Source organism: Arthrobacter sp. 10T413_2, assembly GCF_056394205.1.
The window spans coordinates 1-26,947 of record NZ_JBFTHK010000012.1 but is presented as its reverse complement, the minus strand read 5'-3'; the positions used below and the strand labels follow the sequence as shown (position 1 = coordinate 26,947).

The 26,947-nt window shown below is 66.7% G+C and carries 24 protein-coding genes and 1 pseudogene; 14 read left to right on the top strand and 11 right to left on the bottom strand.

The window, feature by feature from the left end:
* The first annotated feature begins 110 nt into the window (after window positions 1–110).
* On the top strand, window positions 111–1,685 hold the full coding sequence (locus tag AC1DBQ_RS03875; protein WP_476927251.1) for a DUF2142 domain-containing protein: 1,575 nt from the start codon (window positions 111–113) through the stop codon (window positions 1,683–1,685).
* On the opposite strand, the gene AC1DBQ_RS03870 is transcribed toward AC1DBQ_RS03875, so the two are convergent.
* The gene (locus AC1DBQ_RS03870) at window positions 1,682–2,158 is read right to left on the bottom strand and encodes a GtrA family protein (protein ID WP_476927250.1); all 477 of its coding nucleotides are present in this window, start codon (window positions 2,156–2,158) and stop codon (window positions 1,682–1,684) included. The genes AC1DBQ_RS03875 and AC1DBQ_RS03870 overlap by 4 nt on opposite strands.
* 265 nt (window positions 2,159–2,423) lie before the next feature.
* Here AC1DBQ_RS03870 and AC1DBQ_RS03865 point away from each other — a divergent pair, with 265 nt between their 5' ends.
* Both AC1DBQ_RS03865 and AC1DBQ_RS03860 read left to right on the top strand, forming a co-directional pair.
* Window positions 2,424–3,428, top strand: a complete 1,005-nt coding sequence (locus AC1DBQ_RS03865) for a substrate-binding domain-containing protein (protein ID WP_476927249.1) — start codon at window positions 2,424–2,426, stop codon at window positions 3,426–3,428.
* On the top strand, window positions 3,425–5,089 hold the full coding sequence (locus AC1DBQ_RS03860) for a DUF2142 domain-containing protein (protein ID WP_476927248.1): 1,665 nt from the start codon (window positions 3,425–3,427) through the stop codon (window positions 5,087–5,089). The genes AC1DBQ_RS03865 and AC1DBQ_RS03860 overlap by 4 nt, the downstream gene beginning before the upstream one ends.
* A gap of 87 nt (window positions 5,090–5,176) precedes the next feature.
* Here the strand turns inward: AC1DBQ_RS03860 and AC1DBQ_RS03855 are convergent, their stop codons facing one another.
* From AC1DBQ_RS03855 to rfbB, 4 genes are all read right to left on the bottom strand, one after another.
* Window positions 5,177–5,983 (bottom strand): IS3 family transposase, encoded by an 807-nt coding sequence (locus AC1DBQ_RS03855; protein ID WP_476927247.1) that lies wholly within the window; start codon window positions 5,981–5,983, stop codon window positions 5,177–5,179.
* A gap of 44 nt (window positions 5,984–6,027) precedes the next feature.
* Complete coding sequence (locus AC1DBQ_RS03850; protein WP_476927246.1) at window positions 6,028–6,354, bottom strand: transposase; 327 nt, start codon at window positions 6,352–6,354, stop codon at window positions 6,028–6,030.
* Between the two features lie 180 nt (window positions 6,355–6,534).
* Window positions 6,535–8,061 carry a sugar nucleotide-binding protein gene (locus AC1DBQ_RS03845; RefSeq protein ID WP_476927245.1) on the bottom strand — a complete coding sequence of 509 codons (1,527 nt, stop codon included), beginning with the start codon at window positions 8,059–8,061 and terminating at the stop codon, window positions 6,535–6,537.
* A gap of 3 nt (window positions 8,062–8,064) precedes the next feature.
* Window positions 8,065–9,063: a dTDP-glucose 4,6-dehydratase gene (gene rfbB / locus AC1DBQ_RS03840; protein ID WP_476927244.1), complete on the bottom strand. Its 999-nt coding sequence runs from the start codon at window positions 9,061–9,063 to the stop codon at window positions 8,065–8,067.
* 154 nt (window positions 9,064–9,217) lie between these two features.
* On the opposite strand from rfbB, the gene AC1DBQ_RS03835 reads away from it, so the two are divergent.
* Window positions 9,218–11,008 carry a GH25 family lysozyme gene (locus AC1DBQ_RS03835; protein ID WP_476927243.1) on the top strand — a complete coding sequence of 597 codons (1,791 nt, stop codon included), beginning with the start codon at window positions 9,218–9,220 and terminating at the stop codon, window positions 11,006–11,008.
* 91 nt (window positions 11,009–11,099) lie between these two features.
* Here the strand turns inward: AC1DBQ_RS03835 and AC1DBQ_RS03830 are convergent, their stop codons facing one another.
* On the bottom strand, window positions 11,100–11,864 hold the full coding sequence (locus AC1DBQ_RS03830; RefSeq protein ID WP_476927242.1) for a glycosyltransferase: 765 nt from the start codon (window positions 11,862–11,864) through the stop codon (window positions 11,100–11,102).
* Window positions 11,865–11,951: 87 nt separating this feature from the next.
* Here AC1DBQ_RS03830 and AC1DBQ_RS03825 point away from each other — a divergent pair, with 87 nt between their 5' ends.
* The 7 genes and pseudogenes from AC1DBQ_RS03825 (at window position 11,952) to AC1DBQ_RS03795 (ending at window position 18,368) form a co-directional block, all read left to right on the top strand.
* Window positions 11,952–13,187, top strand: a complete 1,236-nt coding sequence (locus AC1DBQ_RS03825) for a polysaccharide biosynthesis protein (RefSeq protein WP_476927241.1) — start codon at window positions 11,952–11,954, stop codon at window positions 13,185–13,187.
* Window positions 13,174–14,115: a glycosyltransferase gene (locus tag AC1DBQ_RS03820; protein ID WP_476927240.1), complete on the top strand. Its 942-nt coding sequence runs from the start codon at window positions 13,174–13,176 to the stop codon at window positions 14,113–14,115. The genes AC1DBQ_RS03825 and AC1DBQ_RS03820 overlap by 14 nt, the downstream gene beginning before the upstream one ends.
* Before the next feature lie 77 nt (window positions 14,116–14,192).
* Window positions 14,193–14,942, top strand: coding sequence for a glycosyltransferase family 2 protein (locus AC1DBQ_RS03815; protein ID WP_476927239.1), 750 nt, complete (start codon window positions 14,193–14,195; stop codon window positions 14,940–14,942).
* 3 nt (window positions 14,943–14,945) lie between these two features.
* On the top strand, window positions 14,946–15,449 hold the full coding sequence (locus tag AC1DBQ_RS03810; RefSeq protein ID WP_476927238.1) for a DUF2304 family protein: 504 nt from the start codon (window positions 14,946–14,948) through the stop codon (window positions 15,447–15,449).
* 1 nt (window position 15,450) lies between these two features.
* Window positions 15,451–16,338 carry a glycosyltransferase family 2 protein gene (locus tag AC1DBQ_RS03805; RefSeq protein WP_476927237.1) on the top strand — a complete coding sequence of 296 codons (888 nt, stop codon included), beginning with the start codon at window positions 15,451–15,453 and terminating at the stop codon, window positions 16,336–16,338.
* A 24-nt stretch (window positions 16,339–16,362) separates the two neighbouring features.
* Window positions 16,363–17,400 (top strand): annotated as a pseudogene (locus AC1DBQ_RS03800) (NAD-dependent epimerase/dehydratase family protein); the annotation flags it as partial.
* Between the two features lie 74 nt (window positions 17,401–17,474).
* Window positions 17,475–18,368, top strand: a complete 894-nt coding sequence (locus AC1DBQ_RS03795) for a glycosyltransferase (RefSeq protein ID WP_476927236.1) — start codon at window positions 17,475–17,477, stop codon at window positions 18,366–18,368.
* 47 nt (window positions 18,369–18,415) lie between these two features.
* Here the strand turns inward: AC1DBQ_RS03795 and AC1DBQ_RS03790 are convergent, their stop codons facing one another.
* Window positions 18,416–19,498 carry an acyltransferase family protein gene (locus AC1DBQ_RS03790; RefSeq protein WP_476927235.1) on the bottom strand — a complete coding sequence of 361 codons (1,083 nt, stop codon included), beginning with the start codon at window positions 19,496–19,498 and terminating at the stop codon, window positions 18,416–18,418.
* A gap of 163 nt (window positions 19,499–19,661) precedes the next feature.
* On the opposite strand from AC1DBQ_RS03790, the gene rfbA reads away from it, so the two are divergent.
* Together rfbA and AC1DBQ_RS03780 are read left to right on the top strand one after the other, a co-directional pair.
* Complete coding sequence (gene rfbA, locus AC1DBQ_RS03785; protein WP_476927234.1) at window positions 19,662–20,531, top strand: glucose-1-phosphate thymidylyltransferase RfbA; 870 nt, start codon at window positions 19,662–19,664, stop codon at window positions 20,529–20,531.
* 78 nt (window positions 20,532–20,609) lie between these two features.
* Window positions 20,610–22,706: a DUF6541 family protein gene (locus AC1DBQ_RS03780; RefSeq protein WP_476927233.1), complete on the top strand. Its 2,097-nt coding sequence runs from the start codon at window positions 20,610–20,612 to the stop codon at window positions 22,704–22,706.
* Window positions 22,707–22,766: 60 nt separating this feature from the next.
* On the opposite strand, the gene AC1DBQ_RS03775 is transcribed toward AC1DBQ_RS03780, so the two are convergent.
* Together AC1DBQ_RS03775 and AC1DBQ_RS03770 are read right to left on the bottom strand one after the other, a co-directional pair.
* A complete protein-coding gene (locus tag AC1DBQ_RS03775; RefSeq protein ID WP_476927232.1) occupies window positions 22,767–23,495 on the bottom strand; it encodes a hypothetical protein in 729 nt (242 codons plus the stop codon).
* Window positions 23,479–24,861, bottom strand: coding sequence for a hypothetical protein (locus tag AC1DBQ_RS03770; protein ID WP_476927231.1), 1,383 nt, complete (start codon window positions 24,859–24,861; stop codon window positions 23,479–23,481). Before AC1DBQ_RS03770 ends, AC1DBQ_RS03775 begins: the two co-directional genes overlap by 17 nt.
* Before the next feature lie 76 nt (window positions 24,862–24,937).
* Between AC1DBQ_RS03770 and AC1DBQ_RS03765 the strand changes: the two genes are divergently transcribed.
* Window positions 24,938–25,297: a hypothetical protein gene (locus tag AC1DBQ_RS03765; protein WP_476927230.1), complete on the top strand. Its 360-nt coding sequence runs from the start codon at window positions 24,938–24,940 to the stop codon at window positions 25,295–25,297.
* 168 nt (window positions 25,298–25,465) lie between these two features.
* Here the strand turns inward: AC1DBQ_RS03765 and AC1DBQ_RS03760 are convergent, their stop codons facing one another.
* Window positions 25,466–26,218 (bottom strand): ABC transporter ATP-binding protein, encoded by a 753-nt coding sequence (locus AC1DBQ_RS03760; RefSeq protein ID WP_476927229.1) that lies wholly within the window; start codon window positions 26,216–26,218, stop codon window positions 25,466–25,468.
* 1 nt (window position 26,219) lies between these two features.
* Window positions 26,220–26,947 (bottom strand): ABC transporter permease (locus tag AC1DBQ_RS03755; RefSeq protein WP_476927228.1); only part of this gene is annotated, 728 nt, incomplete at its 5' end.

Sequence of the window (26,947 nt, the reverse complement as noted above, 5' to 3'; positions counted from 1 at the left end):
CCCGGCGTCCCGACGCGGTGTTCTGCGCGAATCTTCATGAGCAGTATTCCGGCGGGGCGCTTCAAGGGCGCTGGACGCGTCTCATCACTGTGAAACGGTGCACTGAATTCATGAGTCTTCCCTTGCGCAAAGCGCAGCGGCCCCGCCAGGCGAATCCGGCGCAGTCCAGGCCTCCCGCACCGGTCCTGCGCTTCGGCATGATCTTCCTGATCCTGTCGATATTCAGCACGTTGTGGAGCCTCGCGTCTCCCCTGATGTCGGTCCCCGACGAACCGGCCCACACGATCAAGGCCGCCGCCGTGGCCCGGGGGCAGTTCCTCGGCACGTCCGGACAGACCCAGGRCGAACAGCTTCAGGTGGTGGTGCCCAAGTACATCGCCGACACCCAGTCCCTAACCTGCTTCGCCTTCAAAGTGATCGTCACCGCGGACTGCTCCCCCGGACTGAATTCCGCGGACCGGCAGCCGACGAGGGCCGGCACGTCCGCCGGTAACTACAACCCCCTGTACTACCTKGTGGTGGGCCTGCCCTCCACCATCCTGAGCGGCGCGCCGGCCGTCTACGCCATGCGGATCCTCAGCGGGCTCCTGTGCTCTTTGTTCCTCGCTGCCACGCTCTTCGCCACCACCCAGTTCGCCAACCRGCGCTGGCCCGTCGCGGCCGCGGGGATCGCCGTTACGCCCATGGTTCTCTACCTCTGCGGATCCATCAACCCGAATGCCTTGGAGATCGTCACCACGTCCGCAGTGTTCGTGAACCTGTGCCTGGTCCTGGAGAATGTGCGGGAGCTGTCCCGGTTCCGGTTCAACATCGTTGTTGTTGGGGTCGCGGCCGCCGTCCTGGCCAACACCCGGTCGTTGTCACTGCTGTGGCTTGCCCTGGCGGTCATTGCCGCCCTGCTCATGTTCCCGCCCCGGGATCTGCTGCTCCTGGTGAAGAACAAGCTCGTCCTGGCCATGGCGGCCCTGATTGCCGTGGCAGCGGCCTGCGGCCTCCTGTGGCTCAAGACGGCCAACACCCTCGCCAGCCTGCTGGGCACTCCCGGTACCGTCACCCCGGAGCAAGCTTTCGGCACCATGGCTGAGCGGACATTCGACATCGCGGCCTCCTACGTGKCCCAGCTCGGATGGCTKGACACCAACGGTCCCACCGGCGTCTATTTCTGGTGGTCCTGCCTCACCGGGGCACTCATGGTCGCCGCGGTGTCCGTCAGGCCCTGGCGCCCTCGGCTCGGATTCATTGTGCTGCTCGCCGCCGCGATCGCCATCCCGCCAATCCTTCAGGCGCAGGTGGTCACGGAGTTGGGCTACATCTGGCAAGGCCGCTACCTTCTGCCCGTGATTGTCCCGATGCTGCTGGCCGCGGGACTGGCCCTGCGCAACCGCCCGTTTCCTGACTCGCTCTTCGCGCAGAGAATTGCAATGTGGGCGATCGGGCTGACCGCGGCCGCGCACACCGCGGTGTTCGCCAATGCCCTGCGCAGGTACGGAGTCGGAATATCCACCGAAGCCAACTGGGCGGACATGTTCGGGGCAGCCAAGTGGGAGCCGCCGCTGGGCTGGCTTCCCCTGGCTCTTGCCTATCTGGTCGTGACAGCCGTGGCGGGAGTCCTGCTGTACCGCCAATTGTCGCCCGGCCAGCCCCCGGCCGGGGAGACCATCCAAGACGGAAGCAGCCTCAGCTAATCCCGATGATGAGGGCCGCTGGCAGGGGTCGCGGAGGMGTCGAGGTCGACGATGTCGCCGTCTTGCTCCGGCGCGGGCTTGAAGATCCAGTGCTTGTAGAGCAGGAAGTTCCAGGCGGTCGTGGCGATGGTTGCAATGACCTTGCCGAGCGCGTAGGACTGGCCGGCCCMTGCGGCGAGATTGACGATCACGTCGGTTGCCACGACATTGAACGCCACAAGTGCCCCGTACTTGATGAAGCTGACATGGGCCCGGGCGCCGGACTGGAAGGTGAAGTTCTTTTGGACGAAGAAGTTGAAGACCAGGCTGGTGAGGAAGGCGATCGGGGTGGCAATCCACAGATCGACGTTGCMCACCTCGTGGAGGAGGGCCAGGAGTCCGAGGTCGATGGCGAAGGAAAGCCCTCCCACCACGAGGAACTTGACCAGGAAACCGTCGCGCACAATGGTCTTCATGCGGTGAGCAAGGCTCACAATTCAATCCCCATTGTTCGAACATACCGCCTGTAATCGTTGATGTGTCCGGGCGCTTTCATCCACCGGGACATCCGGCAAGTCTAGACCAGCGCCGCGTGCCGCGCAGACTCTGGTGACGTGTTCCRGCAACCCCTMGACACCGCGGGACCGGCTAGGGTAATAAGGAACGGTTTCGGAGGCATTCCGGAACAGGAAGGGAAATTCTTTGCGCAATCGGTCCACAGGTGGAGTTCTCGCCTGCATTCTGCTGTTGGGAATCGGAGTGACCGGTTGCTCCGGAGGAACGCCCGTCAGCGACGTCCGGGGATCCCTCACCGCGATCGGAACGCCCGTGCAGAAGGGGCCGATCGAGGCCTGGAGCAACGCCTGGAGCAAGGAACTCACCGCCACGTCGCTCAACTACTCCCCGGACGGATCCGACGTCGGGCTGACGGCACTGGCCACGCGCCAGGCCTACTTCGCCGCGCTGGACGGTCCGCTGACACCGGAGCAGCAGAACCGCACGAAGGACGTGTGCGGGCCGGAAGGCGCATTCTCCGTTCCCGTTTCCGTGACCTCCATCGGGGTCGCGCTCAACAATCCGAGCCTTCGGAACGTCAAGCTGACCCGCGAAGTCCTCGCCGGGATCTTCTCCGGCTCCATCACCCGCTGGGACGCGCGTGAGATCGCGGACATCAACCCCGACATCACCCTTCCCTCGGACGACATCGCCCCCATCGTGGCCACGGAGCCCAGCGTGGAAACGGCAGCGGCCACGAAGTACCTCAGCGCCGACCACGCGTGGACCTCGGGGGTATCCGACACCTGGCCGAAGACCGGCAACGCCGTCACCGTCAAGAAGCACTCCGACCTTGCCGACAAGGTCGACAAGACCCCCGGCGGCATCGCGTTCATGGACCTCGGCTCGATCGGCAGCCGCTTCGAAACCGCATTGCTCTCCTTCGGCGGAGGTTACGTCCGTATGTCCAAGGACTCCGCCGCGGTTGCMGCCCAKGAGGGCACCACCAGGACACTGCCCACCGGGGTGGAATTCACTCTCCCCGAGACAAGCAACCAAGGCTACGCCCTAGGCGTCGTCGGCTATCAGGCCTTCTGCGGTGAGTATTCAAACCACCAACTGAGCACGCTCGTAAAGTCCTGGGGCACCTTTGTCCTCAGTTCCGACGGCCAGGTGTCCTCAACGTATTTCGCCAATGTCGCCTCCCCCAGCGAAGAGGCCATTCGGGAATCCAAAAAGCTGATTGACACGATCGGGGACGCACAGTGATTCACGCAACCGAGGCGGCCCGCACGTCACCAGCAGGCTCCGTGCCCGGCGCCCGGCCCGGGAAGGCTCGGCGGTTCGCGCTGTCGGCAACCACCCGCGGCGGCATGGGCTTCTTCCTTCCGGTCTTCGCCCTTCTGTCCCTCCTCATCACCCTGTGGATCCTGGCCACCCCCCTCATGGCCTATCCGGACGAACCCTCGCACACCATCAAGGCGGCCGCAGTATCCCGGGGCCAGTTCTTCCMGGGCCCCGGCGAATCGTACGGCCACGGCGTCCATGTGCAGGTTCCGTCCTACATCGCCAACGTGCAGGCGCAGATGTGCTTCCCCTTCCAGGTGACGAAACCGGCAGGCTGCGCCCCGGCGATCCCCCTCGATGACAACGACCTCACCATCGGTGTGACGTCGGCCGGACTGTACAACCCCTTCTACTACTGGCTGGTCGGGMTGCCCAGCCTCGTCATGTCCGGGGCCCCGGCGATTTACGCCATGCGCATCGTCAGCGGCTTGCTGTCCGCAGCCTTCTACGCAGCCGGTTTCACGGCCCTGCACCGGCTGCGCCACCCCAAGTGGCCGCTCGTCGCGGCCGCCATTTCGACGACGCCGATGGTCCTGTTCCTGGGCAGCGGCATCAATCCGAATTCGCTGGAAATCGCGGCCTCCATGGCGGCCTTCTGCGGGCTGGTGTCCGTGCTGGAGAACTCGCGGCACCTGGAGCGCGCCCGCCCGGGCATCCTGACGGTCGGCATCGCGGCCGCGACTCTCGCGAACACCCGCAACATATCCCTGTTGTGGCTGCTGTGCGGCGCGATCGTTGCCTGCCTCTTCTTCCGGCGCGCTGATATCGTCGCCATCTTCAGGAACCKGGTGGTGCTGGTAGTAACCGCACTGGCCACGGTGGGCATCGTCCTGGGCGTGGCGTGGAATTTCCTGATGCTCCGGGCACCGGCTTCGGCCGGCGAAGCCCCGGCCGGGATCTCCAACGTCGCCGGCGAGGTGCGGCCGTACAACGCGTTCCTGACGATGATGGACAAGTCCTTCGACTTTGTCGGCCAGTACATCGGCGTTGCGGGGTGGCTGGACGCACCGGTTCCGCAGGYCGTCCAGATGTTCTGGAGCATGTTGCTCATCGGGCTCATGCTCACGGTCATGCTGGTCCGGCCCTACCGGCTGCAGGCTGCCTTCTGGGTGGCGGTCGCGTTGCTGGCGGTGGTCCCTGCCGTGGTGCAGGCGGCCCTCATCAACACCACCGGCTTCATCTGGCAGGGCCGGTACAGCCTGCCGCTGTTCACGATCGCGGTCATCTCGGCCGGGCTCGCCATGCGGTTCCGCCCGTTCGGACAGCGGCCGCAGAGCATGACCATTGCCCGGATCCTGCTGGTGGCCGGCTGCGTCGCGCACGCCTATGCCTTTGTGAACGTTCTCCGGCGCTATGTTGTGGGCATCCAGGAAACGGCCAACTGGCAGACCATGTTCACCGTGCCGGGCTGGCAGCCACCGCTGACCTGGGAGGTCCTCACCCTGGCGTTCACCGCGGCAGTCCTGCTCTGCGCCTCCAAGCTGTTCAGCTACCTGTTCCCGGGCCATGCTCTGCTCCCGAAGCGGCCGTGGCCGTCCAGGACCAGGCGAGCCCGCAAGCGTCCCGCTGCCGCGGCCGGCTGAGCCCGCCTGCTCCCGCGGCGCGCGCACTAAAAAGACCCGTCCACGCAATGAACTGGTCCCCGAAAGTTGGACTGGCCAAATAAGATCCTAAGCCGCGAGGGCCTGGGCCCGGTATTGCACCGGGCTCAGGCCCTCGAGCTTTGTCGAGATCCGTTCGGTGTTGTACCAGCGGATGTATTCCTTCAGCTGCGCCGCCAGCGCGTCAGTGCTGAGGAACCGGACGCGGTGGAAGAGCTCTTCCTTAAGGTKACCGAAGAAGTTCTCCATCACCGCGTTGTCATAGCAGTTGCCCTTGCGGGACATCGATTGCACGGCGCCTGCGCTCTCCAGGAGAGTGCGCCACGAGACGTGCTGGTACTGGAAACCCTGGTCCGAATGCACAAGCGGCTGCTGACCATGTCCGAGGCATGCGAGGGCCTCGCGCAGCGAAGCGTTGGTGAGTTCCAGGTTCGGGGAGATGCCGATCGAGTAGGAGATGATCTGCCGGTCGAACAGGTCCATGACCGGTGAGAGGTAGAGCTTCCGGTCGCCCACGCTGAATTCGGTCACATCGGTCACCCACTTCTGGTTCGGGGCATCGGCGTCGAACTCCMGGTTCAGCAGGTTCGAAGCAAGGACACCCTGCTCGCCCTGGTAGGAGGCGTAGCGCTTCCTCCGCCGGACCTTGCAGACCAGCCGCAGCGAGCGCATCAGCTTCAGCACGGTCTTCTTCGCGATCATCCATCCTTGCTTGAGCAGTGCGGTGTGGATGCGGCGGTGCCMGTACCGGCCATGGTTGTTCTCGAAGATCTCCGTGACCGCGGACTTGAGTGCCGCTTGCGGGTCGGGAGCCTGGAGACGGGCCTGGTGATAGAAAAATGTCGACCGGGCCAACCCCGCGACCTCCAGGAGCACGTCGAGGCGGTGTTCGGCCTTGAGAGCGATGACGGCGCGGATCTTTACGGCCGTTCTTCGTCCCTCAAGGCCTGCACTTTTCCCAGGAAGGCCACTTCCGCCCGCAGACGCTCGTTCTCGCGGCGTAATTGCTGCAACTCTGATTCAGGCTTGCCCGCAGTGCCGGGAGCTGTTTTCGGGCGGCCCTTGGGCTTCGGGCGCAGCCCGTCTTCGCCCTCGTTCCTGTACTGGCGCGCCCACTTCTTGATCAGCTCCGGAGAGGACAACTGGAGCTCTTTCGCCAGAGCGACCTTGCTCTCCCCAGCCTGAAACCGACGCACCGCGTCGAGTTTGAACTCGAACGAGAACAACCGCTTGGTTGGCTTGGTCACTAGCGTCGTACCTCCGCGAACTCTCCACCGGCCATATAACCCGCTGATAGCCCGGGCGCCCACCCCTAGCCTTGTTGCCACGGATTTGGCGCCCCAGCCGGCCTCGAACAACGCTACCGCGGCCTCGCGTTGCTCCCCGGATAACGAACTGCTCTCATACATAAAACTGCTCCCCGAAAGTCAGAACTGAATTCTCAGTCCAACTTTCGGGGAGCAGTTCACAATGCGCGTGAACGGGTCTTTTTCGCGTGCTGATTCTAAGCTGAACCGCACGGCCAAGCCTMAGTGMTGGGGAACTGTTGCCCCCATGTACGCCCTGAGCCGGTCCGAGGACAGCGGCGGGACGAACCCGGCGGCCTTGATCTTGTCCAGCTCGAGGGCACTGTTCAGCGGGCGCGGCGAGACGGCCTTGCCCTTGAAGTACTCCTCCGTGCTGACACCCGTCACGGCCTCCCGCGGMTTGCCGGCGAGCTCGTAGACGTCCGCGGCGATGTCCGCCCAGGACTGCGGCTCGCCGTCGTTGCTGAGGTTGTAGACGCCGTACGCGGCGCCCGACTCCAGCAGGTGCCGGATGCCGGCGGCGATGTCCTCCGTGAAGCTCAGCCGCCCGATCTGGTCGTCCACCACCGACGGCTCTATGCCGCGTTCCGCCAGCGAKGCCATGGTGCGGACKAAGTTGTTGCCTTCGCCGATCACCCAGCTCGTGCGCACGATGTAGTGCCGGGGCACCACGCTGACGACGGCGTCGCCCGCGGCTTTGGTCTGGCCGTAGACGCCCAGGGGCGCCAGGGGCTCCGACTCGTCGTGTGTGGCGCGCGTGCCGTCGAAGACATAGTCCKAGGACACGTGGACCAGTGTGAGGTCGTGTTCGACGGCGGTGCGGGCCAGCCGCGCCACGGCTGTGACGTTKACCGCCCAGGCCGCCGCACGGCCTTCGGCCGACTCGGCGGCATCCACCGCCGTGTAGGCCGCGGCGTTGATGATCGCGGAATAGTTCTTCCAGTTGCGCCCTGTGAAGGCGTCCTCGCTGCCGAGGTCGAACTCGCCGCGGCCGGCGAACTCAACGGACGCGTCGCCGTCGTACTGTTTGCGCAGGGCCTTGCCGAGCTGGCCGTCGGCGCCGACCACGAGGACCTTCTTCGGCGGMATCGGGGTCACGTCCGCCAGGCGCGGGTGTGCCTTGTCCTTGTCCGAGAGCTCGGCCTGCTCCAGCGGCACGGGCCAGCTGATGGCCGCGGTCTCGTCGGCGAGGTTCAGGAAGGTGTACTGGCCCTGGGCATCGGCGGACCAGTGGTCGTTGACGAGGTAGGTGTAGGCGGTGTTGTCCTCCAGCGTCTGGAAGGCGTTCCCCACCCCGCGGGGAATGAAGATGGCCTGGCTGGGATCCATTTCGGCAGTGAACACGGCGCCGAACGTCGGGCCTTCGCGCAGGTCCACCCAGGCRCCGAAAATCCGGCCGGTGGCCACGGAAATKAACTTGTCCCACGGCTCGGCGTGGATGCCGCGGGTGGTGCCCGCCGACTCGTTGAAGGAGATGTTGTTCTGCACCGGGCGGAAGTCCGGCAGGCCGAGCGCCACCATCTTTTCCCGCTGCCAGTTTTCCTTGAACCAACCCCGGTTGTCGCCGTGGACCGGAAGATCGTACAGGACGACGCCGGGAATCGGGGTTTCGTGTGCTGTGAGCTTCTTCGAGAACTCGATCGACATGATCTACTGGCCCTGTTCCTTGTACTTGGCTTCGGTCGCGGCCTTCTGCGGACGCCACCAGTCCTCGTTGTTCCGGTACCAGGCGATGGTGTCTTCGATGCCGGCGTCGAAGTTGGAGAACTTCGGCTCCCAGCCGAGTTCGTTGCGCAGCTTGGAGGAGTCGATCGCGTAGCGCATGTCGTGGCCGGGGCGGTCCACGACGTGGTCGTAGGCATCCGGCGCCTGGCCCATGTGCTTGAGGATCAGCTCGACGACGTCCTTGTTGTTCTTCTCGCCGTCGGCGCCGATCAGGTAGGTCTCGCCGATCCGGCCCTTGGCGATGATCGCCAGGACGGCGGACGAGTGGTCGTTGGCGTGGATCCAGTCCCGGACGTTCTCGCCCTTGCCGTACAGCTTGGGGCGGATGCCGTCGATCACGTTGGTGATCTGGCGCGGAATGAATTTCTCCACGTGCTGGTACGGGCCGTAGTTGTTCGAGCAGTTGCTGATGGTCGCCTGCAGGCCGAAGGACCGCACCCAGGCCCGGACGAGCAGATCCGAACCCGCTTTGGTGGAGGAATACGGGCTTGAGGGGTTGTAGGGCGTGTTCTCGGTGAACCGCTCCGGATCGTCGAGCTCGAGGTCGCCGTACACCTCGTCCGTGGAGATGTGGTGGAAGCGCTTGTTGTGCTTCCGTGCCGCCTCGATCAGGGTGTATGTCCCGATGATGTTCGTGTCCAGGAACGGGCGGGGATCGTGCAGCGAGTTGTCGTTGTKGGATTCCGCCGCGTAGTGAACCACGACGTCCGTCCCGGCAACCAGGCCGTCAACCACTGCGGCGTCGCAGATGTCCCCCTGCACCAGCGTGAAGCGGTCTGCCGGAAGGCCCGCCAGCGACTCCACATTGCCCGCGTAGGTGAGCTTGTCGAGGACCGTGACGTGGTGGTCGGTGTTCTCCAGTACGTAGTGGACAAAATTGGAACCGATGAAACCGGCACCGCCGGTGACGAGGAGTTTCTGCATTAGGCCAGCTTACCGGCTGACGATTTTCTCCCGTCCCGACGCGGGACACACCAAAAGCAACATTGGCCACAGTGGTAACACTGAGGGCAATTGGTTACTCTTTACGCACATACGGGGGTGATCTTGKCCTCTGTCCAGATCCTCCGGAGTAATGGTGACGACTATCAAAATCCACAAACTACGGACCGCGGCGGCACTCTGCCTTCCCTTCGCGCTGGCGCTGACCTGGKCTAATCCTGCATCTGCGGCACCTGCTCCCAGCCCCTCCCCGACCGCCACCGCCGCTGCGCCCGCGGCCACAGCGACCCCCAAACCGACAGCGACGGCGACAACCAGCGCGACCGCAAAGACCAGCGCCCCGGGCACCACCGCGCAGGCCACCACTCCCCAAGCCACGGCGCAAGCGGCGACGGCAGCGGCGTCGCCGTCATCCGCTCCGGCCACGGCGGAAGCCGGGGCCGCCCCGCAACAGGGCCAGGCAACCATGGGGCGGGCCGGACTGAATCCGGCGTCGGCATCGGCGGCCATGGCCAAGACGCAGCAGGCCGCCGTGACCCAGGCGACCGAGCCGTGGGTGGCGGAGCAGCCGCTGGACACCCGAGGGCAGCCTCTGGGACTGGACGTGAGTTCGTGGCAGGGCAGCGTCAACTGGTCCTCCGTCAAGGCCAACGGTGCCCGCTTCGCCTACGTCAAGGCCACGGAGGGCACCAGCTACGTGAACAGCCAATTCGGGCCCCAGTACACGGGCGCGAGTTCCGTCGGTCTGCTCCGCGGGGCCTACCACTTCGGCCGGCCGGATGTCTCCGGCGGCGCTGCCCAGGCCCAGTTCTTCGTCAACAACGGCGGCGGCTGGTCCGCCGACKGCATCACGATGCCCCCGGTCCTGGACATCGAGGACAACCCTTATGCCGGCCTCAACCGCTGCTACGGTGCCACGCCGGGGCAGCTGGCCACCTGGGTCCGTGACTTCACCCAGACCGTGTACCGCATGACCAACAAACAGGCCATGATCTACACGAGCTACTACTTCTGGCGCGACTGCCTGGGCAACACCAGCGAATTCAGCCAGACCAACCCCCTGTGGCTKGCCTCCTACTACACCAATGCACCGGCCGTCCCCGGCGGGTGGCCCACCTACACCGTGTGGCAGTATGCCAACGCCTACGCCGACGCTTCCCAGACCGTCAAGGCCACGTTCCCCGGCGACCAGAACGTCTTCAACGGCTCGCTGGACCAGCTGCGCAAACTCGCTTCCACCCCTGACACCTACCCGATCGGCCTCATACCCGGCGCCACGCTGCTCAGCGGCAAGTGGGCCGGCGACGGCAAGTCCTACACCGGCTGGTTCAAGGACGGGTTCTGGTGCCTGCAGATGCCCTCCGCCCCGCGGCGCTGCTTCAGTTACGGCATGCCGGGCGACAAGCCCGTGGTCGGCGACTGGAACGGTGACGGCCGCGCCGGTATCGGTATCTTCCGGAACGGCATGTGGTGGCTCGTCGATGACCTMAACACCATGGCCATCACGAAGGTGGTGGGCTTCGGCGTCGGCTCCGACACCCCGATCGTTGGCGACTGGAGCGGCGCCGGCCGCGACGGAATCGGCATCTGGCGCAACTCCAGCTTCCAGGTCAGCTATAACGTCAACAATCCGGTGGTCAATGAGTACACCGGATTCGGGATTCCCTCCGACACGCCGATCGTCGGCGACTGGGACGGCGACGGAAAGACCAGCATCGGGGTGTGGCGCAACGGCGAATGGTGGCTCAGCAACCGGATCAAGTCCCCCGTCGTCTCCAACTTCATCGCCTTCGGGGTCAGCACCGACCGTCCCATCACGGGCGACTGGAACGGTGACAAACGGACCACCGTGGGCATCGTGCGCGGCAACAGCTGGCAGCTGACCAACAGCCTCGCCACGCGGACGGTGGATGTCTCCTACTTCTAGGGACGAACGACTTTCAGGGACGCCTKACGCACGAAGGCCCGGGACCGCATCGGTCCCGGGCCTTCGTGGTCCTCGGCTGGGCTCCTGGAGGCTATGTCCGCGCCGACGCCGCGCGGAGCCTCCGGCGGGCCTCGACCATGAGGCGCAGGAGGACCACCCGTGCGGCCAGGATGACGCGCAGCGAGCGCCAGCCTCGCGGGGTGGCATTGCTCTCGTGCAGCCTCCGCAGCAGGGTCGAGGCGTCCAGGTGGCGGATGGAACCTGCGGTGTTGCCGAGKATTGCGAGCCAGAGGTCGTGGGACTCGTGCAGGTACGCGGGCACCGGGACGAAGCTGGGCAGCACTTCGCGGCGGAAGGCCATCCCGCAGCCGTAGTAGGCGCGGTAGCCGACCATGATGCCCCAGAGGTTGGCCCGGTGGCGGCTGCTGTCGGCCGCGCGGAGCCGGGGAATCGGGGGCCGGTCGCCGCCGCCGAGCACATCGAAGTTACTGGCCACKACGGCGTGCGTGGCCAGGGCTTCCAGCATGGCGTCCAGCCGGCCCTCGATCCAGACGTCGTCCTGGTCGGCCAGGAAGATCGCTCCGCCGCKGCTGGCCCGCACGGCCTGCTCGAAGGAGCGGACGTACCCCTGGTTGGCGGCGGCCTCGATCAGGCGGATCCTGGGATCAGCGAGCTGCCGGATCCTTGCCACGGTGTCATCCGTGGACGCGTCGTCCACGATCACGATCTCGTCGTCGGGGCCCAGCTGGGCCAGGATCGAGGCGAGCTGCTCCTCCACGAACTCCGCACCGTTGTACGTTGCCATGCAGATGCTGGCCCGGAGCGGAACGTCGGGCAACCGGTTCTGATCGTTCATCTGCACCATCCTAGGGGACCGCGGGCAGCGGCCGGGCATCCCGTAGGATCGAGGGACGATGTCTAAGAAACAAGGATTCCGGCTMGAATGAGAACCGTACTGCTACGACTTTCAGGGTTCACCGTTCTGCCCCTGCTGTCCTTGATCACCCCGCTMCTGCTGCTCCCGGTCATCTCCGGCTTCGTCGGCGGCGAGGGAATCTCCAGCGTCATCTCGGGGCAGGCAATCGGCACCTTCGCCGCCACCATCCTGATGTGGGGCTGGAACGTGGACGGGCCCGTCGCCGTCGCCCGGTCGGCCAGCAGCGCGGACCGGGCCYGGGTCTACCTGCGCAGCATCCGGACCCGGCTGCTGCTGCTCGTCCTCACCTTGCCCGCCGCCGCGGCCGTCGCCGCACTCGTGGCCGTTCCCGCATTCCGCTGGGAAGCCGTGGCCATGGCCTGGGCGGTCGCGTTCGCGGGGATGTCGCCGTCGTGGTTCTGCATCGGGCTGGGCCAGCCGCGGCTGCTGGCCGTCTACGACACCGTTCCGCGCTTCATCGCCACCGCCCTGGCCGTCCCCGTGCTGCTGATCAGCCACCAGCTCTGGTACTACACGGCCCTGGTCGCCGCCATGAGCCTGGCCTCCCTCATMGTGTTTCACCGKACCTACTCCCCCGGAGGAAACTGGTGGCCCCGCGACCTCCGCGGCGCCCTCCGCGAGCTCGGGGCCCAGGGCCGGACGGCGGGCATMAGCCTCGCCGGCAACGCCTACGCCTCCACGCCCACCCCGATTGCCACCGCCACGACCGCCCCGGCGGCGTCCGGCAGCCTGGCCACGGCCGACACGCTGTACCGCTTCGGCCTGTTCACCGTGGTGGCCCTGGGCAATGCCTTCCAGGGCTGGACCCTGGAACGCGGGGCGTCCGGCCGCAAACGGCGCCACCTGGCAGCTATCTGGTCCCACATCGGACTCGGCGTGATCGGCGCGGCGGTCCTGACCGTCGCCGKACCGTTTGTCAGCAGCCTCCTTTTCGCCGGACAGGCCCAGGCAACCACCGAATTGTGCTTCTACTACGGGCTCGCCTTCCTCTTCCTCAGCGCCAGCACCCCGTTCATCCGGAACCTGCTCATTCCGGCCGGCCAGCAGAGCCTCGTGCTGCGCTGGACGCTGATCTCCGCCGTGTTCGGGGTCGCGGCCATGATCTACGCCGGGTCCATCGGGAACGCCCCCGGCATCGCGCTGGGCATGGCCCTGAGCGAAGCTATCCTGTTCGTGACCCTGCTGATCCCGGGGTCACGACTGCTCGCCAAAGAAAGCATGGAGCCCGTTGTCGCCGAATAATCCGTCGCCGAATGATCCGTCCCCCAGCGTCGTCGCCGTCGTCGCCGCCTACCGCCCCGATCCGTCCCTGACCGAGACCGTGCGGGCCCTGCAGCAGCAGGTGGCGCACGTCGTCGTCGTGGACGACGGATCGCCCGACGGCTCCGAAGCCGTGCTGGCCGGCCTCGCGGACGCCGGCGCCCTGGTGGTCCGGCAACCGCAAAACTCCGGGATCGCGGCAGCCCTGAACGCTGGCATCGCGGCGGCGCGAACACACTGGAACCCGGACTTCTTCCTCACGCTGGACCAGGACTCGCGCCCCGTCGGCGAGTACGTCCGGCGGGGCCTGGCCACCTATGCCCGCGCCACCACCGCCGGCATGGGCGTCGGATTCGTGACGGCCGCCTCCTACAGCGGCCACCCCATCCCCGTACTCCACACCGAGGGCCGGTTCGTGCACGCCTTCGATCCGATGCAGTCCGGTTTCCTCATCCCGCGCTCCACCGTGGACCGGCTGGGCCCCTTCGAGGAGGCCCTGTTCATCGACGGCGTCGACTCCGAATTCACCATGCGCACCCGTGCCGCAGGGCTCGCCGTCCTGGTGGGCGAGGGCTGTGACATCGCCCACGACCTCGGACAGCGCGAGCCCGGCCGGCTCTTCGGCCGGCCGGTGCGGGTCCTGGGCCGGGAAATTTCGTATAACTACCACTCACCCAGCCGGGTCTACTACATCTGCCGGAACGGGACGCTGTTGACCCTGCGCTACCTGCGCAAGTATCCGGGCTGGGTGTTKCGGCGCCTCGTGGAGGAGCTGAAGGCGCATATCCTGCGCTTTACCTTCAGCCCGGGCCGCACCAAGCTTTTGCGCGCCGCCGTCGCAGGGTTCACGGACGCGGTGCGTGGCTCGACGGGGCGGATCCCGGCAGAGTTGGAACGGCGCCTGCGCTGAAGCGGGCGGCACCCGACGCCGCCCGGGCGGCCGCCGCCGGCGAGKACCCTGCACGCAATTGATATAGTTTGGACGATATGGAAGCCCTACCCTCCCCGCGCGTCTTGGTGATCATGCCTGCCTGGAATGAAGGCGCCGTGGTTGGCAGCACCGTGCGGGAAGTCCTCCGCACGAATGCCCGCTACGACGTGCTCGTCGTCAATGACGGCTCCACGGACTCGACGGCGCAAGAGGCGGCAGCGGCAGGTGCAACCGTCCTGAACCTGCCGTTCAACCTCGGCGTCGGGGGCGCCATGCGGGCCGGCTTCAAGTACGCCCAGCGCCTCGGCTACATCCAGGTCATCCAGGTCGACTCGGACGGCCAACACGATCCCCGGAACATTGACGAAGTCCTCGMCGGCCTCCAGCACGCGGACATCTCCATCGGCGCCCGCTTCGCCGACCGCGGCGAATACAAGGTCACCGGCCCCCGGAAGTGGGCCATGCAGCTGCTGGCCAAGGTCATTTCCGGCCTCGCCAAGACCCGCCTGACGGACGTCACCAGCGGCTTCCGGGCCGCCAACGAGCGCGCCGTCGCCCAATACCTCGACCACTATCCCGCCGAATACCTGGGCGACACGATCGACTCGCTCGTCGTGGCCATCCGCTMAGGCTGCACGGTCACGCAGGTGCCCGTGGAGATGCGGGCACGCCAGGGCGGCAAGCCAAGCCACAACCCCGTCAAGGCAGCCATTTACCTCGGAAGGTCCGTGTTCGCCCTGCTCTTCGCCCTTACCCGGAAACCCACACGACTGGCCACCCGGGCCGCTGAACCCGCAGGAGCCTAGGACATGGGAAACATCGCAGCCTTCCTGCTGGCGCTTGCCATCGTGGCCCTGGTCATCGAGATGCTTCGGCGCAAAAAGCTCCGGGAGAAGTACGCCGTCCTCTGGCTGGTGGTCGGCGTCGCCACCCTGGTCCTGGCCGCCTTCCCCCGGCTGCTGAACATCGTTGCCGAATTCGTCGGCGTCCAGATTCCCTCCAACCTGCTGTTCGCCATGAGCATCCTCATGCTGCTGGGCGTCTGCCTGCACTTGTCTTGGGAAATCTCTGTCGTCGAGGACGAAACCCGGACCCTGGCGGAGGAGGTGGCCATCCTGCGCACCCAGCTCGAGTCCCTGGAGCAGCACCGCCACCTGTCCGCGCCGGATGCCGGCCGCCCCGATCCGGTCCCGAATCCCCTCCCGGGTTCCCGCAAGAACCCCCTCGCAAATCCCCTCGCGGGTGAGGCCGCGCCGGCGGCCCAGGCCCGCGCGCACGCCACCGACCGTCCCGCCGAAAGCACGGAATCCTAAGATGCCCCTCGATATTTTCATTCCCTACTGGGGCGACCCCGGCTACATGAAGGAAACCGTCCGCAGCGTCCTGGCCCAGGACAACGGCGACTGGCTCCTGACCGTCGTGGACGATGCCTACCCCGGGACGGACATTGCCGAGTACATGGCCGGGATCCATGATGAGCGAGTCCGCTACATCCGCAAAGACGTCAATGCCGGCATCACCGAGAACTACCGCACGTGCGTCGGGATGGCCACCMAGGAGGTCATGGTCATCCTGGGCTGCGACGACGTCCTGCTGCCGAACTACGTTGACGTGATCCTGGCCGCCCACCGGCGCTTCCCCGACGCGGCGATCATCCAGCCGGGGGTCCAGGTCATCGATGAACAAAGCCAGGTGGTGGCCACGCTGGCGGACTCCGTGAAGCAGAAGATCGTCCGTCCCCGGGGACGAGGCAAGCAGCTMATCGCTGGTGAGGCCATTGCCAGCAACCTCATGCACGGGGACTGGCTGTACTGGCCCTCCCTCGCGTTCCGGACCGACAAGATCCGCGAAGTGGACTTCCGGGACGGGTTCCCGATCATCCAGGACCTCGCCCTCATCATGGACATGATCTACAAGGGCGATCAGCTGCTGATCGAGCCCACGGTGTGCTTCCAGTACCGCCGGCACTCCAACAGCGCCTCCTCGACCAAGCTCGTTGACGGTTCACGATTCGCCGGCGAACGCGAATACTTCGCCCTGTCCGCGGAGCAGGCCGACGCTCTCGGCTGGCGCCGGGCCAAGCGCGCCGCCAAGCTCAGGCTCACGTCCCGGGCGCATGCCCTCTCCCTGCTTCCCCAGGCCGTCCTGGACCGCAACTCCACAGCCGTCAGCGCCCTCGTGCGCCACTCCTTCGGCAAGTAAACGCCCCGCAACGAAAGGTCCGCTGTGACTTCTTCCGAAAYCTCCGCACGCCCCGGCGGAACCGTCCTTGTCACCGGCGGTGCCGGTTTCATTGGCTGCGCCATTTCCGCATCCCTCKCCGACGCTTTCGACCGGGTAGTCGTGGTGGACAGCCTCCACCCGCAGATCCATGCCACGGGCGAGCGTCCGKCGGAGCTTGACGCGCGGGCGGAACTGATCGTTGCCGACGTCGCCGAGGCCCAGACCTGGGACACGGTCCTGGCCCAGCACTCCCCCGACGTCGTGATTCACTTGGCTGCCGAGACCGGAACGGGCCAGTCGCTCGAAGAGTCCACCCGGCACACGCACGTCAACGTGGTGGGCACGTCGCAGCTGCTGGACGGGCTCAACCGCCACGGCAAGCTTCCGCGCAGGATCGTGCTGTCCTCCAGCCGCGCCGTGTACGGCKAGGGTGCCTGGAGCGACGCCGACGGCAAGGCCTTCTACCCGGGACAGCGCACCAGCGCCACCCTGGACCAGGCCCAGTGGGACTTCCCCGGCGCCACCCCGCTGCCGATGAAAGCCTCCGTGACGTTCCCGGCTCCCGTCAGCGTCTACGGCGCCACGAAACTGGCCCAGGAACATGTCCTGCAGGCCTGGGCCAAGTCMTATGGTGTTGAGACCGTCATCCTGCGGCTGCAGAACGTCTACGGTCCCGGCCAGTCCCTGATMAACCCGTACACCGGCATCATGAGCCTGTTCTGCCGCATGGCGATGGGCGGGAAATCCATTCCGCTATATGAGGACGGCGAAGTGCGCCGCGACTTCATCCTGATCGACGACGTTGCCTCCGCGATTGTCGCCGGCGCCGTCTCGCCCACGGTCCAGGGCGAGCCCATGGACATCGGATCCGGCGAGTTCCAGACCATCGGCACCGCCGCGAAGCTCATCGCACAGCACTACAACGCGCCCGCGCCGCATGTCACCGGCCAGTACCGGCAGGGCGACGTCCGGCACGCATGGGCGGACATCACGGCGGCGAAGGACGTGCTCGGGTGGACCCCGCAGTACAACCTCGCCCAGGGCATCGACCGGCTCGCCACCTGGATCGACGCCCAGCCCGACGTCCAGCCCGCCTKACCCKAACGGACGCTCCCGTGCCTCGGACTACCGCCGTCGTTTCCTTGTTCAACCCCGACGACGGCGTGCTGGCGAACGCCGCCGCGCTGCTCGCCCAGGCTGACTCAGTGGTGGTCGTCGACGACGGCAGTCCCCGGGACCCMGCCCGGATCCTGGCAGCGCTGGAAGGCCTGGGCTGCGGTGTGGTGCGGCTCGCCGACAACTCCGGCATCGCCGCTGCGCTCAACGCGGGAATCACCGCAGCATTCGCGGCCGCCCCGAAGCCCGACTACATCCTGACCATGGACCAGGACTCGCTGTTGGACCCCGGCTACGTCGACGCGCTTCTCACCGCCGCCGCGGCCGCCGCCGGGGCCGGCGTCCCGGTCGGCATGGTTGCCCCGGCGTCGGTCCGTGGCCTGCCGGTGCGCCGAGGCCCGGTCCTGAACGGCATCCAGCTCGGCGGGGAACCCATCCAGTCAGGACTGCTGGTGCCGGTGCCGGTCCTCGAACAGCTGGGCCTCTTCCAGGGCCCGCTGTTCATCGACGGCGTGGACAGCGAGTTCCACCTCCGGTGCGAGGCCGCGGGGCTCCGCACCGTGCTGGCCCCCAACGCCGCGCTCAACCATGCCCTGGGCAGCCCGGCCACAGCCAACRTCTTTGGTCGCGACGTGTCCGTCGCGGGCCGGCCCCTGAAGATCAGGACGGCCGCCGACTGGCGCTACTACTACCTCTTCCGGAACCGGATCCTGCTCGCACGCCAGTACGGCCGGCGCTTTCCGCTGTGGACGCTCAAGGGCCTGCTGGCCGACTACCGCCACCTGGCGATCGTCACGCTGCTGGCCCCCGGCCGCGGGATCCGCCTGGCCAACGCCTTCCGTGGCATGGCGGACGGCGTGCGCGGAGTCTCCGGACGGCGCGCCCGGCACTAGGGGCCYGGGGTCCCTCATGGGATGCGGGCCCGGGACGTGGCGTCCGGTCAGCCGGCGTTTTTCGCCCGCCGCATGACCGGGCGCTCAACGAAGAACCAGCTGGCCGCGGCGAACGGGATCGTGCACAGCGTGGCCGCCACCGTGAACCACGCGACGCCCCAGTGGTACGCCCCGAACACCGCCAGCAGCTGCTGGACGGGAAACGCGTAGATGTAGGCGCCGTAGGAGATGTCGTGACGGCCCACAATGGCGGGCTGCGGCAGCCACGTGGAAATCCAGAGAAGCCCGTAAGCAATGAAAGGCGCGGCGAGCTGCCCGCCGAAGCCGTCGACGAAGAAGATCGACAGGGCAGCCAGCACGATCGAGACCGGGCCGGCCACCTTGTGGATGCCGATCTTGTTGCTGAGCACCTGCACCACGGCGCCGCCGAGGAAGTACGGGATCAGGCRTGCCGCKAGTTCAAAGTCCAGGTTCGACTGCAGATAGGGCTTGAGGACGCCGACGTTGGCCCACAGGGCCACGCTGGCAATGAACGCGGCCACCACCGGCCACGAGGACTTGCGGACCAGGGGGATGAACGCCATCACGGCGACCAACAGGTAGCACATGAACTCGAAGTACAGCGTCCACAGCGAGCCGTTCCATGCCCCCGGATACGGCACGCCCGCCGGGGTGCCGGCAATGTCGTAGCTGACAATCCGCAGGGACAGGTTAGCGAAGATGGAATTCAAGGGCGTAGTGGGCGTCTGCATGAAGCCGTGCAGAGAGCCGTGCTGGATCACGTAGGCGATCGGGGCGAAGCCGAAGGCCATGACGATCAGGCAGACGATGAACCCCGGRAAGATCCGGGCGACACGGTGCACCAGGTACCGGCCGATCCCGCTGCCAAAGCGGCTGGCCGTAATCAGGTAACCGCTGATGCCGAAGAACCCGGCCACCGCCCAGCCGCCAAGGTTTTCGCCGCGGAACCCCCAGCCGTTGCCGGCGCCGACGATGTGCCAGCTATGGGCAAGCAGGACCATGAAGGCGAGAACCAGCCTGATGAGGTTCAAGCTGTTCTTCCGCGGGTCCAGCCGGCTCCCCACTGCCGGGGCCGGCTTTGCCTTGGGTGTCAGTACAGCTGCGCTCAATTCCGGCATCCTTCATCACGTAGTCCAGACCCACAATTCTACCTTGCAGGGCCCCGCACCCCGGGCGTCCGTTGCCTTGGGCACGCTCTCGAGCACGCCTTGCGCGCGCCGGAACGGGAACCTGGTTTGCTGTCACCGGCCAAGGTACGGAAGGATTGGGCCCATGCGTGGAATAATCCTGGCCGGCGGTACCGGCTCCCGGCTTCACCCCATCACCCTGGGCATCAGCAAGCAACTMGTCCCCGTCTACGACAAGCCGATGATCTACTACCCCTTGTCCACGCTGATCCTTGCGGGCATCCGGGACATCCTCATTATCACCACGCCCCATGACGCAGAGCAGTTCCAGCGGCTCCTGGGCGACGGTTCCCAGTTCGGCGTCAACCTCACGTACATCCAGCAGCCTTCGCCGGACGGCCTGGCCCAGGCGTTCGTGCTGGGTGCCGAGCACATCGGCAACGAGACTGTGGCGCTGGTCCTCGGTGACAACATCTTCTACGGCCAGGGCATGGGCACGCAGCTGCGCCGGCACGCCGACATCGATGGCGGCGCCGTGTTCGGCTACTGGGTCCGCGATCCCAAGGCCTACGGCGTTGTGGAATTCGACGACGACGGCAAGGCCCTCTCGCTGGAAGAAAAGCCCGAAAAGCCACGCAGCCACTACGCCGTGCCTGGCCTGTACTTCTACGACAACGACGTCATCGAAATCGCCAAAAACCTCAAGCCCTCGGCCCGCGGTGAACTCGAGATCACGGACGTCAACCGGACCTACCTCGAGCGCGGCAAGCTGCATGTGGAGATCCTCCCCCGCGGCACGGCCTGGCTGGACACCGGAACCTTCGATGACCTCAGCGACGCCTCCAACTTCATCCGCACGGTGGAAAACCGCCAGGKACTGAAGATCGGCGCCCCGGAAGAGATCGCCTGGCGGCTGGGCTTCCTGACCGACGACGAACTTCGCCAGCGCGCGGAGCCCCTGGTCAAGAGCGGCTACGGAGCCTATCTGCTGGGACTGCTGGACCAGACCATCTGACGTGCCCGCCTGTCCTGACGCGCCCGCCTGCGCCGGGCCGGTACCTGCCGGTGCCCGCATTACTTCGAAGCCGAAACGTTGACCTGGTTCCAGACCCTGCCGTACCTGCTCGAGGCAGCGCTGTTCCTCCTGCTGCCCGGCGGCCTGGTGACACTGAGCCTGGGCCTGCGGCGGCTGTCCGCGGCTGCCTTGGCAGGACCGGTCACGATTTCCATTGCGGCGGTCCTCGCCGTGGTCCTGCCGTTTGCGCACATCCCGTGGTCGCCCGCTGCCGTGCTGGCCGGGGGCRTCCTGCTCGCCGCCCTGCTCGTCGGGATCCGATTCTTCGCGCTCCGGCGCCTGCACCCGGGCAGCAGCCTGCGGCACGCCCTGACCACCGCCTCCCTCGGGGCATCCCCCGCGGGAACTTCCCCCGCCGGCGCGCAGCGCCCGAAGGCACGCCGGCCCCGCAGCGACATCTGGATTGCGGCGGCCTTCGTCGCAGGGGCGGCGCTGATCGTGCTTGAACTCGCGGTCGTTTTCGGCACTCCGGAAAGCTTCTCCCAGACATTCGACAACGTGTTCCACCTCAACGGGGTGCGGTACATTCTCGATACCGGCAACGCGTCCTCGCTGTCGATGTCGAAGATGACCAGCGGCGACGCGGCACCATACTTCTATCCCGCCGCCTGGCATGGCCTGGCCGCGGCCCTCGTCCAGCTGACAGGCCTGCCGATTACGGCGGCAGTGAACGTGCTGAACATGGCGGTGGCTGCAGTGGTGTGGCCGCTGGGCTGCATGATGCTGACACGGACGGTGGCGGCCAACCGGCCGGTGGCCGTCGGCGCTGCCGCGATCCTATCCGCACTGTTCGCGCCGTTCCCGCTCCTGCTGCTGGATTTCGGCGTGCTGTACCCGAATTTCCTGGCMATCAGCATGCTCCCGGCCGTCCTGGCCAGCATTGCCCTGCTGTTCCGMGTCGCGCGCGATCTTCAGTGGCCGCMGATGCCGCGGTTCACGCTGCCCCTGCTGATCCTCCCGGGACTTGCCCTGGCCCATCCGAACGGCTTCATGTCCCTCCTGGCACTCTCGGTTCCGATCGTCCTGCAGGCCTACGCCCGTTTGGCCTCCAACCGCGGCTACCGGGCCCGCCACCGGAGCGTCTGGCTCCTTGCCAGCCTGGGCCTGGGCGCCGGTGCCGTGGCCCTCTATCTGCTGTGGACCAATATCCGGCCGCCGGAAGATGCCGCATTCTGGGAACCCGTGCAAACGCCCCGGGGTGCCGTGTGGGACGTTGTCGCCAACGCCGCGATCGACCGCCCGGCTGCGATCGGCGTCAGCGTGCTCATGCTGATCGGACTCTACGTGTGCTGGCGGCGCGGCGGCAGGACATGGATGATCGCAGCCTTTGTCATCACCGGCGTGCTGTACGTGGTCGTCTCCGGCACCCTGAAGGGCGATCTCCGCAGCGCCCTGACCGGCGTCTGGTACAACGACAGCAACAGGCTCGCGGCGCTCCTGCCGCTGACGGCCCTGCCGTTTGCCGCCGTTGGCGTAGATTCCTTCGCTGTCTGGCTKCGCCGCCGGCTTGACCGGCTGGCAGCGTCGCGCCCGGCAGCGAGGGACAGTGCCGCTAAGGAAAGTGCAGGCAAGGAAAATGCAGAGACCGGCCGCGGCAGCAGGATTGCCTTCACCGCCATCTGCGGCGTACTGGCGCTTGCCGTGGTTGCGGCCCAGGTCCCGTCGATGAGGGCCGCCATGGGTTCGGCCCGGATGAACTACCTCGAAACCGACCATTCGCTGCTCATCTCCACGGACGAACAGAAGATCATTGACCGGCTGGACGGGATTGTTCCCGAGGGCGACGCCATTGCCGTGAACCCGTGGACCGGCGGTGCCCTGGCCTACGCCCTGGCCCACCGCGAGACCACCGCCAAACACATTCTGACGGCCAACACGGCCGCCGTCGACACCCTCAACCAGAACCTCCGCAACGCCGACACCAATCCTGACGTGTGCGCCGCGCTGAAGGCGACGGGCGTCCGCTACGTCCTGGACTTTGGCGCCAATGAAGTCCACTTCGGCGATCATCCCTTCCCGGGACTGGAGAACCTCAACAACTCGCTGGCCGTCCGGCTCGTCCTGGCAGAAGGCGGCGCACGGCTTTACGAGGTGACAGCCTGCAGGGGCACATGAGTCCTGGGAAGCGGGTCCGGACACGAGGCCCTGGAATGCGGCCCGCGAAATGAGCGCCGCCTAGCTGAGCTTGGCGAGTTCGGCGAGTTCGGCTTTCAGGTTCTCCGGCTCGGCCGCATCGGCCGGGAGGGCAAGGGTCACCCGCACTACGGTCAAACCGTTCGCCGCCTCAAGGACATATTCGGTGGTCCCGCTGAGGCGGTTGACCGAATACCATGCCTTGGCCCCCAAGTCCGGGACGGGCTCGGGGGACATCATCAGCCGGGGCAGTCCGAGTCCGTCCAGCGCGGCCTGGTCCGGCGCGGTGGTCCTGGCCACAAGAAGTGCATTCCCCACGTCGGCGGCCTCTCCGGCACCGACGGGGGCCAGGGCGAACGTGCAGACGACGTCGGCAACGCCGTCCTTCGAGGACGCCTGGGCTTCCGCCGGCTGAACGTTAGCGGCCACAGCCCCCAGCACACGCCGGACATCGGGCAGCGCCGGCTGGGCGCAGCGGTCGCCCGTCGACGGTGCCACCGTGCGGCCGTCGTGCGTCAACGGCTCGTCCCCGGGTGCGACGCCGGAGGTTGCGGTYGGAGTGGGGGCCGACGTCGGGACGGCGGCGGACTGTTCCGGGGCAGGGGCCGGAGCGGCGGTGCAGCCGGCCAGGGCCAGGCTTGCGGCGAGGGCAAGCAGGCCGGGGTAGCGCAGCCCGGAACGCCGCGCCGGGCACTGGGCCGGGTGGCRTCGGCCCGCTGCCTCACCCCGCCGGGGAACGGCCTGGCTGGCTGGRCTAGTTGAAGATGTCATACGCAACCCCCATCACAAACCGGTCTCCCGAATGCGCCGTCCTCAGGTACTGCAGGAGGTCTCCGTMGTTGAGGGAGATACATCCCCAGGTGGGCAGGTTGTTGGCGTGGAGGAAAATCGCAAATCCCGCATTCATGGTGATGGGCGCATCCGGCGGCCGGTTGTAGTTGATGACGACGCCCTGGCGGTAATCATGGGACGGCCGGGTTGCGAAGTACCACATGTTCTCGTCCGGGAAGACGTCCGAGCTCGACTCGAAATACTTATTGTAGTTCGCGTTGAGCCGGCCGCCCCAGCGCGAATAGGGATTGAGGGTGCGGTACGGCAGGGCCGTCCCGGGGTTGCCCAGGCCGAAGGCCTGGGTGACGGTGAAGGACCCCGTCGGGGAGAACGCCTGCCAGGTGGGTCCGGTCGCGATGCCAGGCGCCGCGAAGCCGGACTCGCCGGCGTGCCCGAGCGCGCCCCATTCTTTGGCGTAGCTTCCGTCCGGCTGGCGGACGCAGGTAATGAAGGTGATGCGGGTGGACCTGTAGTCGTCGGCGATCGCGAAGGACACCCGTGAGGCGCCGGCGGTGCGGTACTTCACAGCTCCGGAGCTGATGGCCGGGCAGTAGGCTGCCGAGGTCAGCCTGTAACGGACGCCGTATCCCGGGATCCACTGGAGGACGCCGTACTGGAAGGACTGGMTGCAGAAACCGCTCCGGTCGCAGGCCTCGGCCGTGACCGGGTACCCGAGGGCGCCGTCCTGGGCCTTGCGGGCCGAGTAGAACTGTCCGAGACCGCCCCACACCGCCTGGGTCCCGGCGCCGGCCGCATAGTAGATCCGTCCACGCTGGAAGGCCTGGGCGCAGCCGCCGCCGCGGAGCCCGCAGCTTTCGGCGCCCGTCGGGTAGCCCAGGTAGCCCCGGCTTCCGCCCAGGGCAAGGTAACGGGCGTTGATAGCGCCCCACACCGGGAAGGTCCCGGCACCGGGGGCAAAGTACACGGTGCCGCGCTGGAAGCGCTGCGTGCAGGCCCCTCCGGACAGGCCGCAGGTCTCGGCATCCAGCGGATAGCCGAGATACCCCTTCAGGCCGCCGAGGGATTCATAGGTGGCATTGATGGCGCCCCAGACTGGAAAGGTCCCCTTCCCGGTMACGTTGTAGAGGCTGCCGCGTTGGAATGCCTGCTGGCACACCCGGGGATCTCCCCCGCAGCGGGCGTCCCCGGTCGGGTAGGCGAGATAGCTTGTGACGCCGCCGCCCTTGAGCCAGGCGTCCTCCAGCGCCCCGGTCAGCAGGTGGGCGCCGGTGGCTTTGCTCCAGGCGATCGTTCCGTGTTTGAAGGTCTGCAGGCAGCCCCCGTCGGCCAGGCCGCATTGCTGCACGCCCGTCGCCGGGCCCGCGGCTCCAGTGGCGCCGCCGAGGCGCTCGTATTCGACGCCGATGGCACCGGGGACGCGGATGGCCGCCTCCGCAGCGGCTGCCGTGGGCGCCGTCGTCGCCGCCTTTGCGGCCGGCGTCGGTTTTGGCGTCGCGAGTGACGACGGYGTTGGCGTCGGCGTCGGTTTTGGCGTTGCCGCCGTCGTCGTCGTCGTCGGCGTCGGTTGTGGTGTTGCCGTGGCCGGGCCAGCGGTCGCAGTGGCCGGCGCCGCCGTCGGCGGCACCGTCGGTGAGCTGGCGGCGGCGGCGTTGCCTGGGGTGGCCGATGGTGCGGGCTGCGGTGGCGGGGAGCTGTCCGCGGAAGCTCCCTGGGCGAGGCTGGCCGCCACAAAGCCGGTTACGGCCGCGACTGCGACGGCCCTCGTCATGATCCGCAGCTGACCGGGCCACGAAGGCCTCGGTCCCCTGCCGCGTCGCTCGCTGGACCCCACAGCTGTCATCGTTGCTCCCGCATCCCCCGGTACGGGGCTGAGCCCCCGTTTCGGGCCTATCCTAACGGACGGCCTGCGGGGAGCCTGCCGGGCACGCCGCTACACGGCGAGGGGCCTGCTACMTGGCGAGGGACCTGCGCCGGAGTTCGCCGACGACGTCGTGCACTTCGCCGTCCATGACGATTTCGCCATGTTCCAGCAGCACACCGCGCTCACACACGGTGGCCACCAGGTCCAGGTCATGACTCACGACAAACAGGGTCTTCCCCATGTCCGAGAGTTCCTTGATCTTCGCGATGCACTTGCGCTGGAAGGGCTCGTCGCCCACGGCGAGAATCTCGTCGATCAGGAAKACTTCCGGGTCCGTGTGCACCGCGATGCTGAACGCCAGCCGCAGGTACATGCCGGAGGAATAGAACTTCACCTCGGTGTCGATGAACTCGCCGATTTCGGAGAATTCCACGATCGAGTCGAACTTCTCGTCGATCTGTTTTTCGGTCATGCCCAGGATGGCGCCGTTGAGGTAGACGTTGTCCCGGCCGCTGAGGTCGTGGTGGAAGCCTGCGCCGACCTCGATCAGGCCGGCGACGCGGCCGCGCGTGCGCACCGTGCCGCCGTCGGGCTGCAGTACCCCGGAAATGAGCTTCAGGAGMGTTGACTTTCCGGAACCGTTGAGCCCCATGAGCGCGACAGTCTCGMCCTGCTTCACTTCGAGCGAGACGTGGTTGAGGGCCAGGAACTTCTTGGACAGGTCACCCTTGCGCCCCCTCACGAGCCAGACGAGGGCTTCCTTCAAGGAACGGGTGTGTCGGAGCACGAACTGTTTCCGGACGTCGGTGCAGATGATGGCCACGTGGCCTTGCGGCGTCATGTCAGAGCTCCTGAGCGAAGTGGACGGCAAGCCGGCGGAACGTCAACTGCCCGACGAACAGCACGACCAGCGTGATCAGCATGGCAACGGGCAGCCACAGCGTCAGCAGGCCAGGGGGTGTGGCGTCGTTGACCAGCTGGTCCGCCTTGAGCGTCGGTTCCCAGAAGGCCCAGTGGAAGACCTCGACGGCGACCGTCATCGGGTTCAGCTGGTAGATCCAGAACCAGTCGCCCATCACCTTTGCGACCATCGTCCAGAGGTAGAGGACCGGGGAGGCCCAGGTGACGACMATGACGATCATGTCGACGATGTTTTCCGAGTCCCGGAAATACACGTTCATGGCGCCGAACAGCAGGCCGAGGCCCGTGCCCAGGACGGCGACCACGATGAAGATCAGGACCACCGCGGCGAGCTGCAGCAGCGTGGGCGACCACCCGACGACCAGGCAGGCACCGACCAGCACCACCAGTTGGGGCAGKAAGTGCGCTGCCGAGACCCAGACCGTTGCCACCGGGAAGAGTTCCCGGGGCAGGTAGATCTTCCGGATCAGGTCCCGGTTGTCCACGATCGAGCGGGTGGCGTTGGACAGCGATTCCGTGAAGAAGTTCACCAGGACAATGCCGGAGAACAGGTAGATCGCATAGTTCGGCGTTCCCCGCTGAAGGTTCAGGAAGATGCCCAACGCCACGAAGTAGATCAGGAACTGCACGAGCGGCTTCACGTAGGACC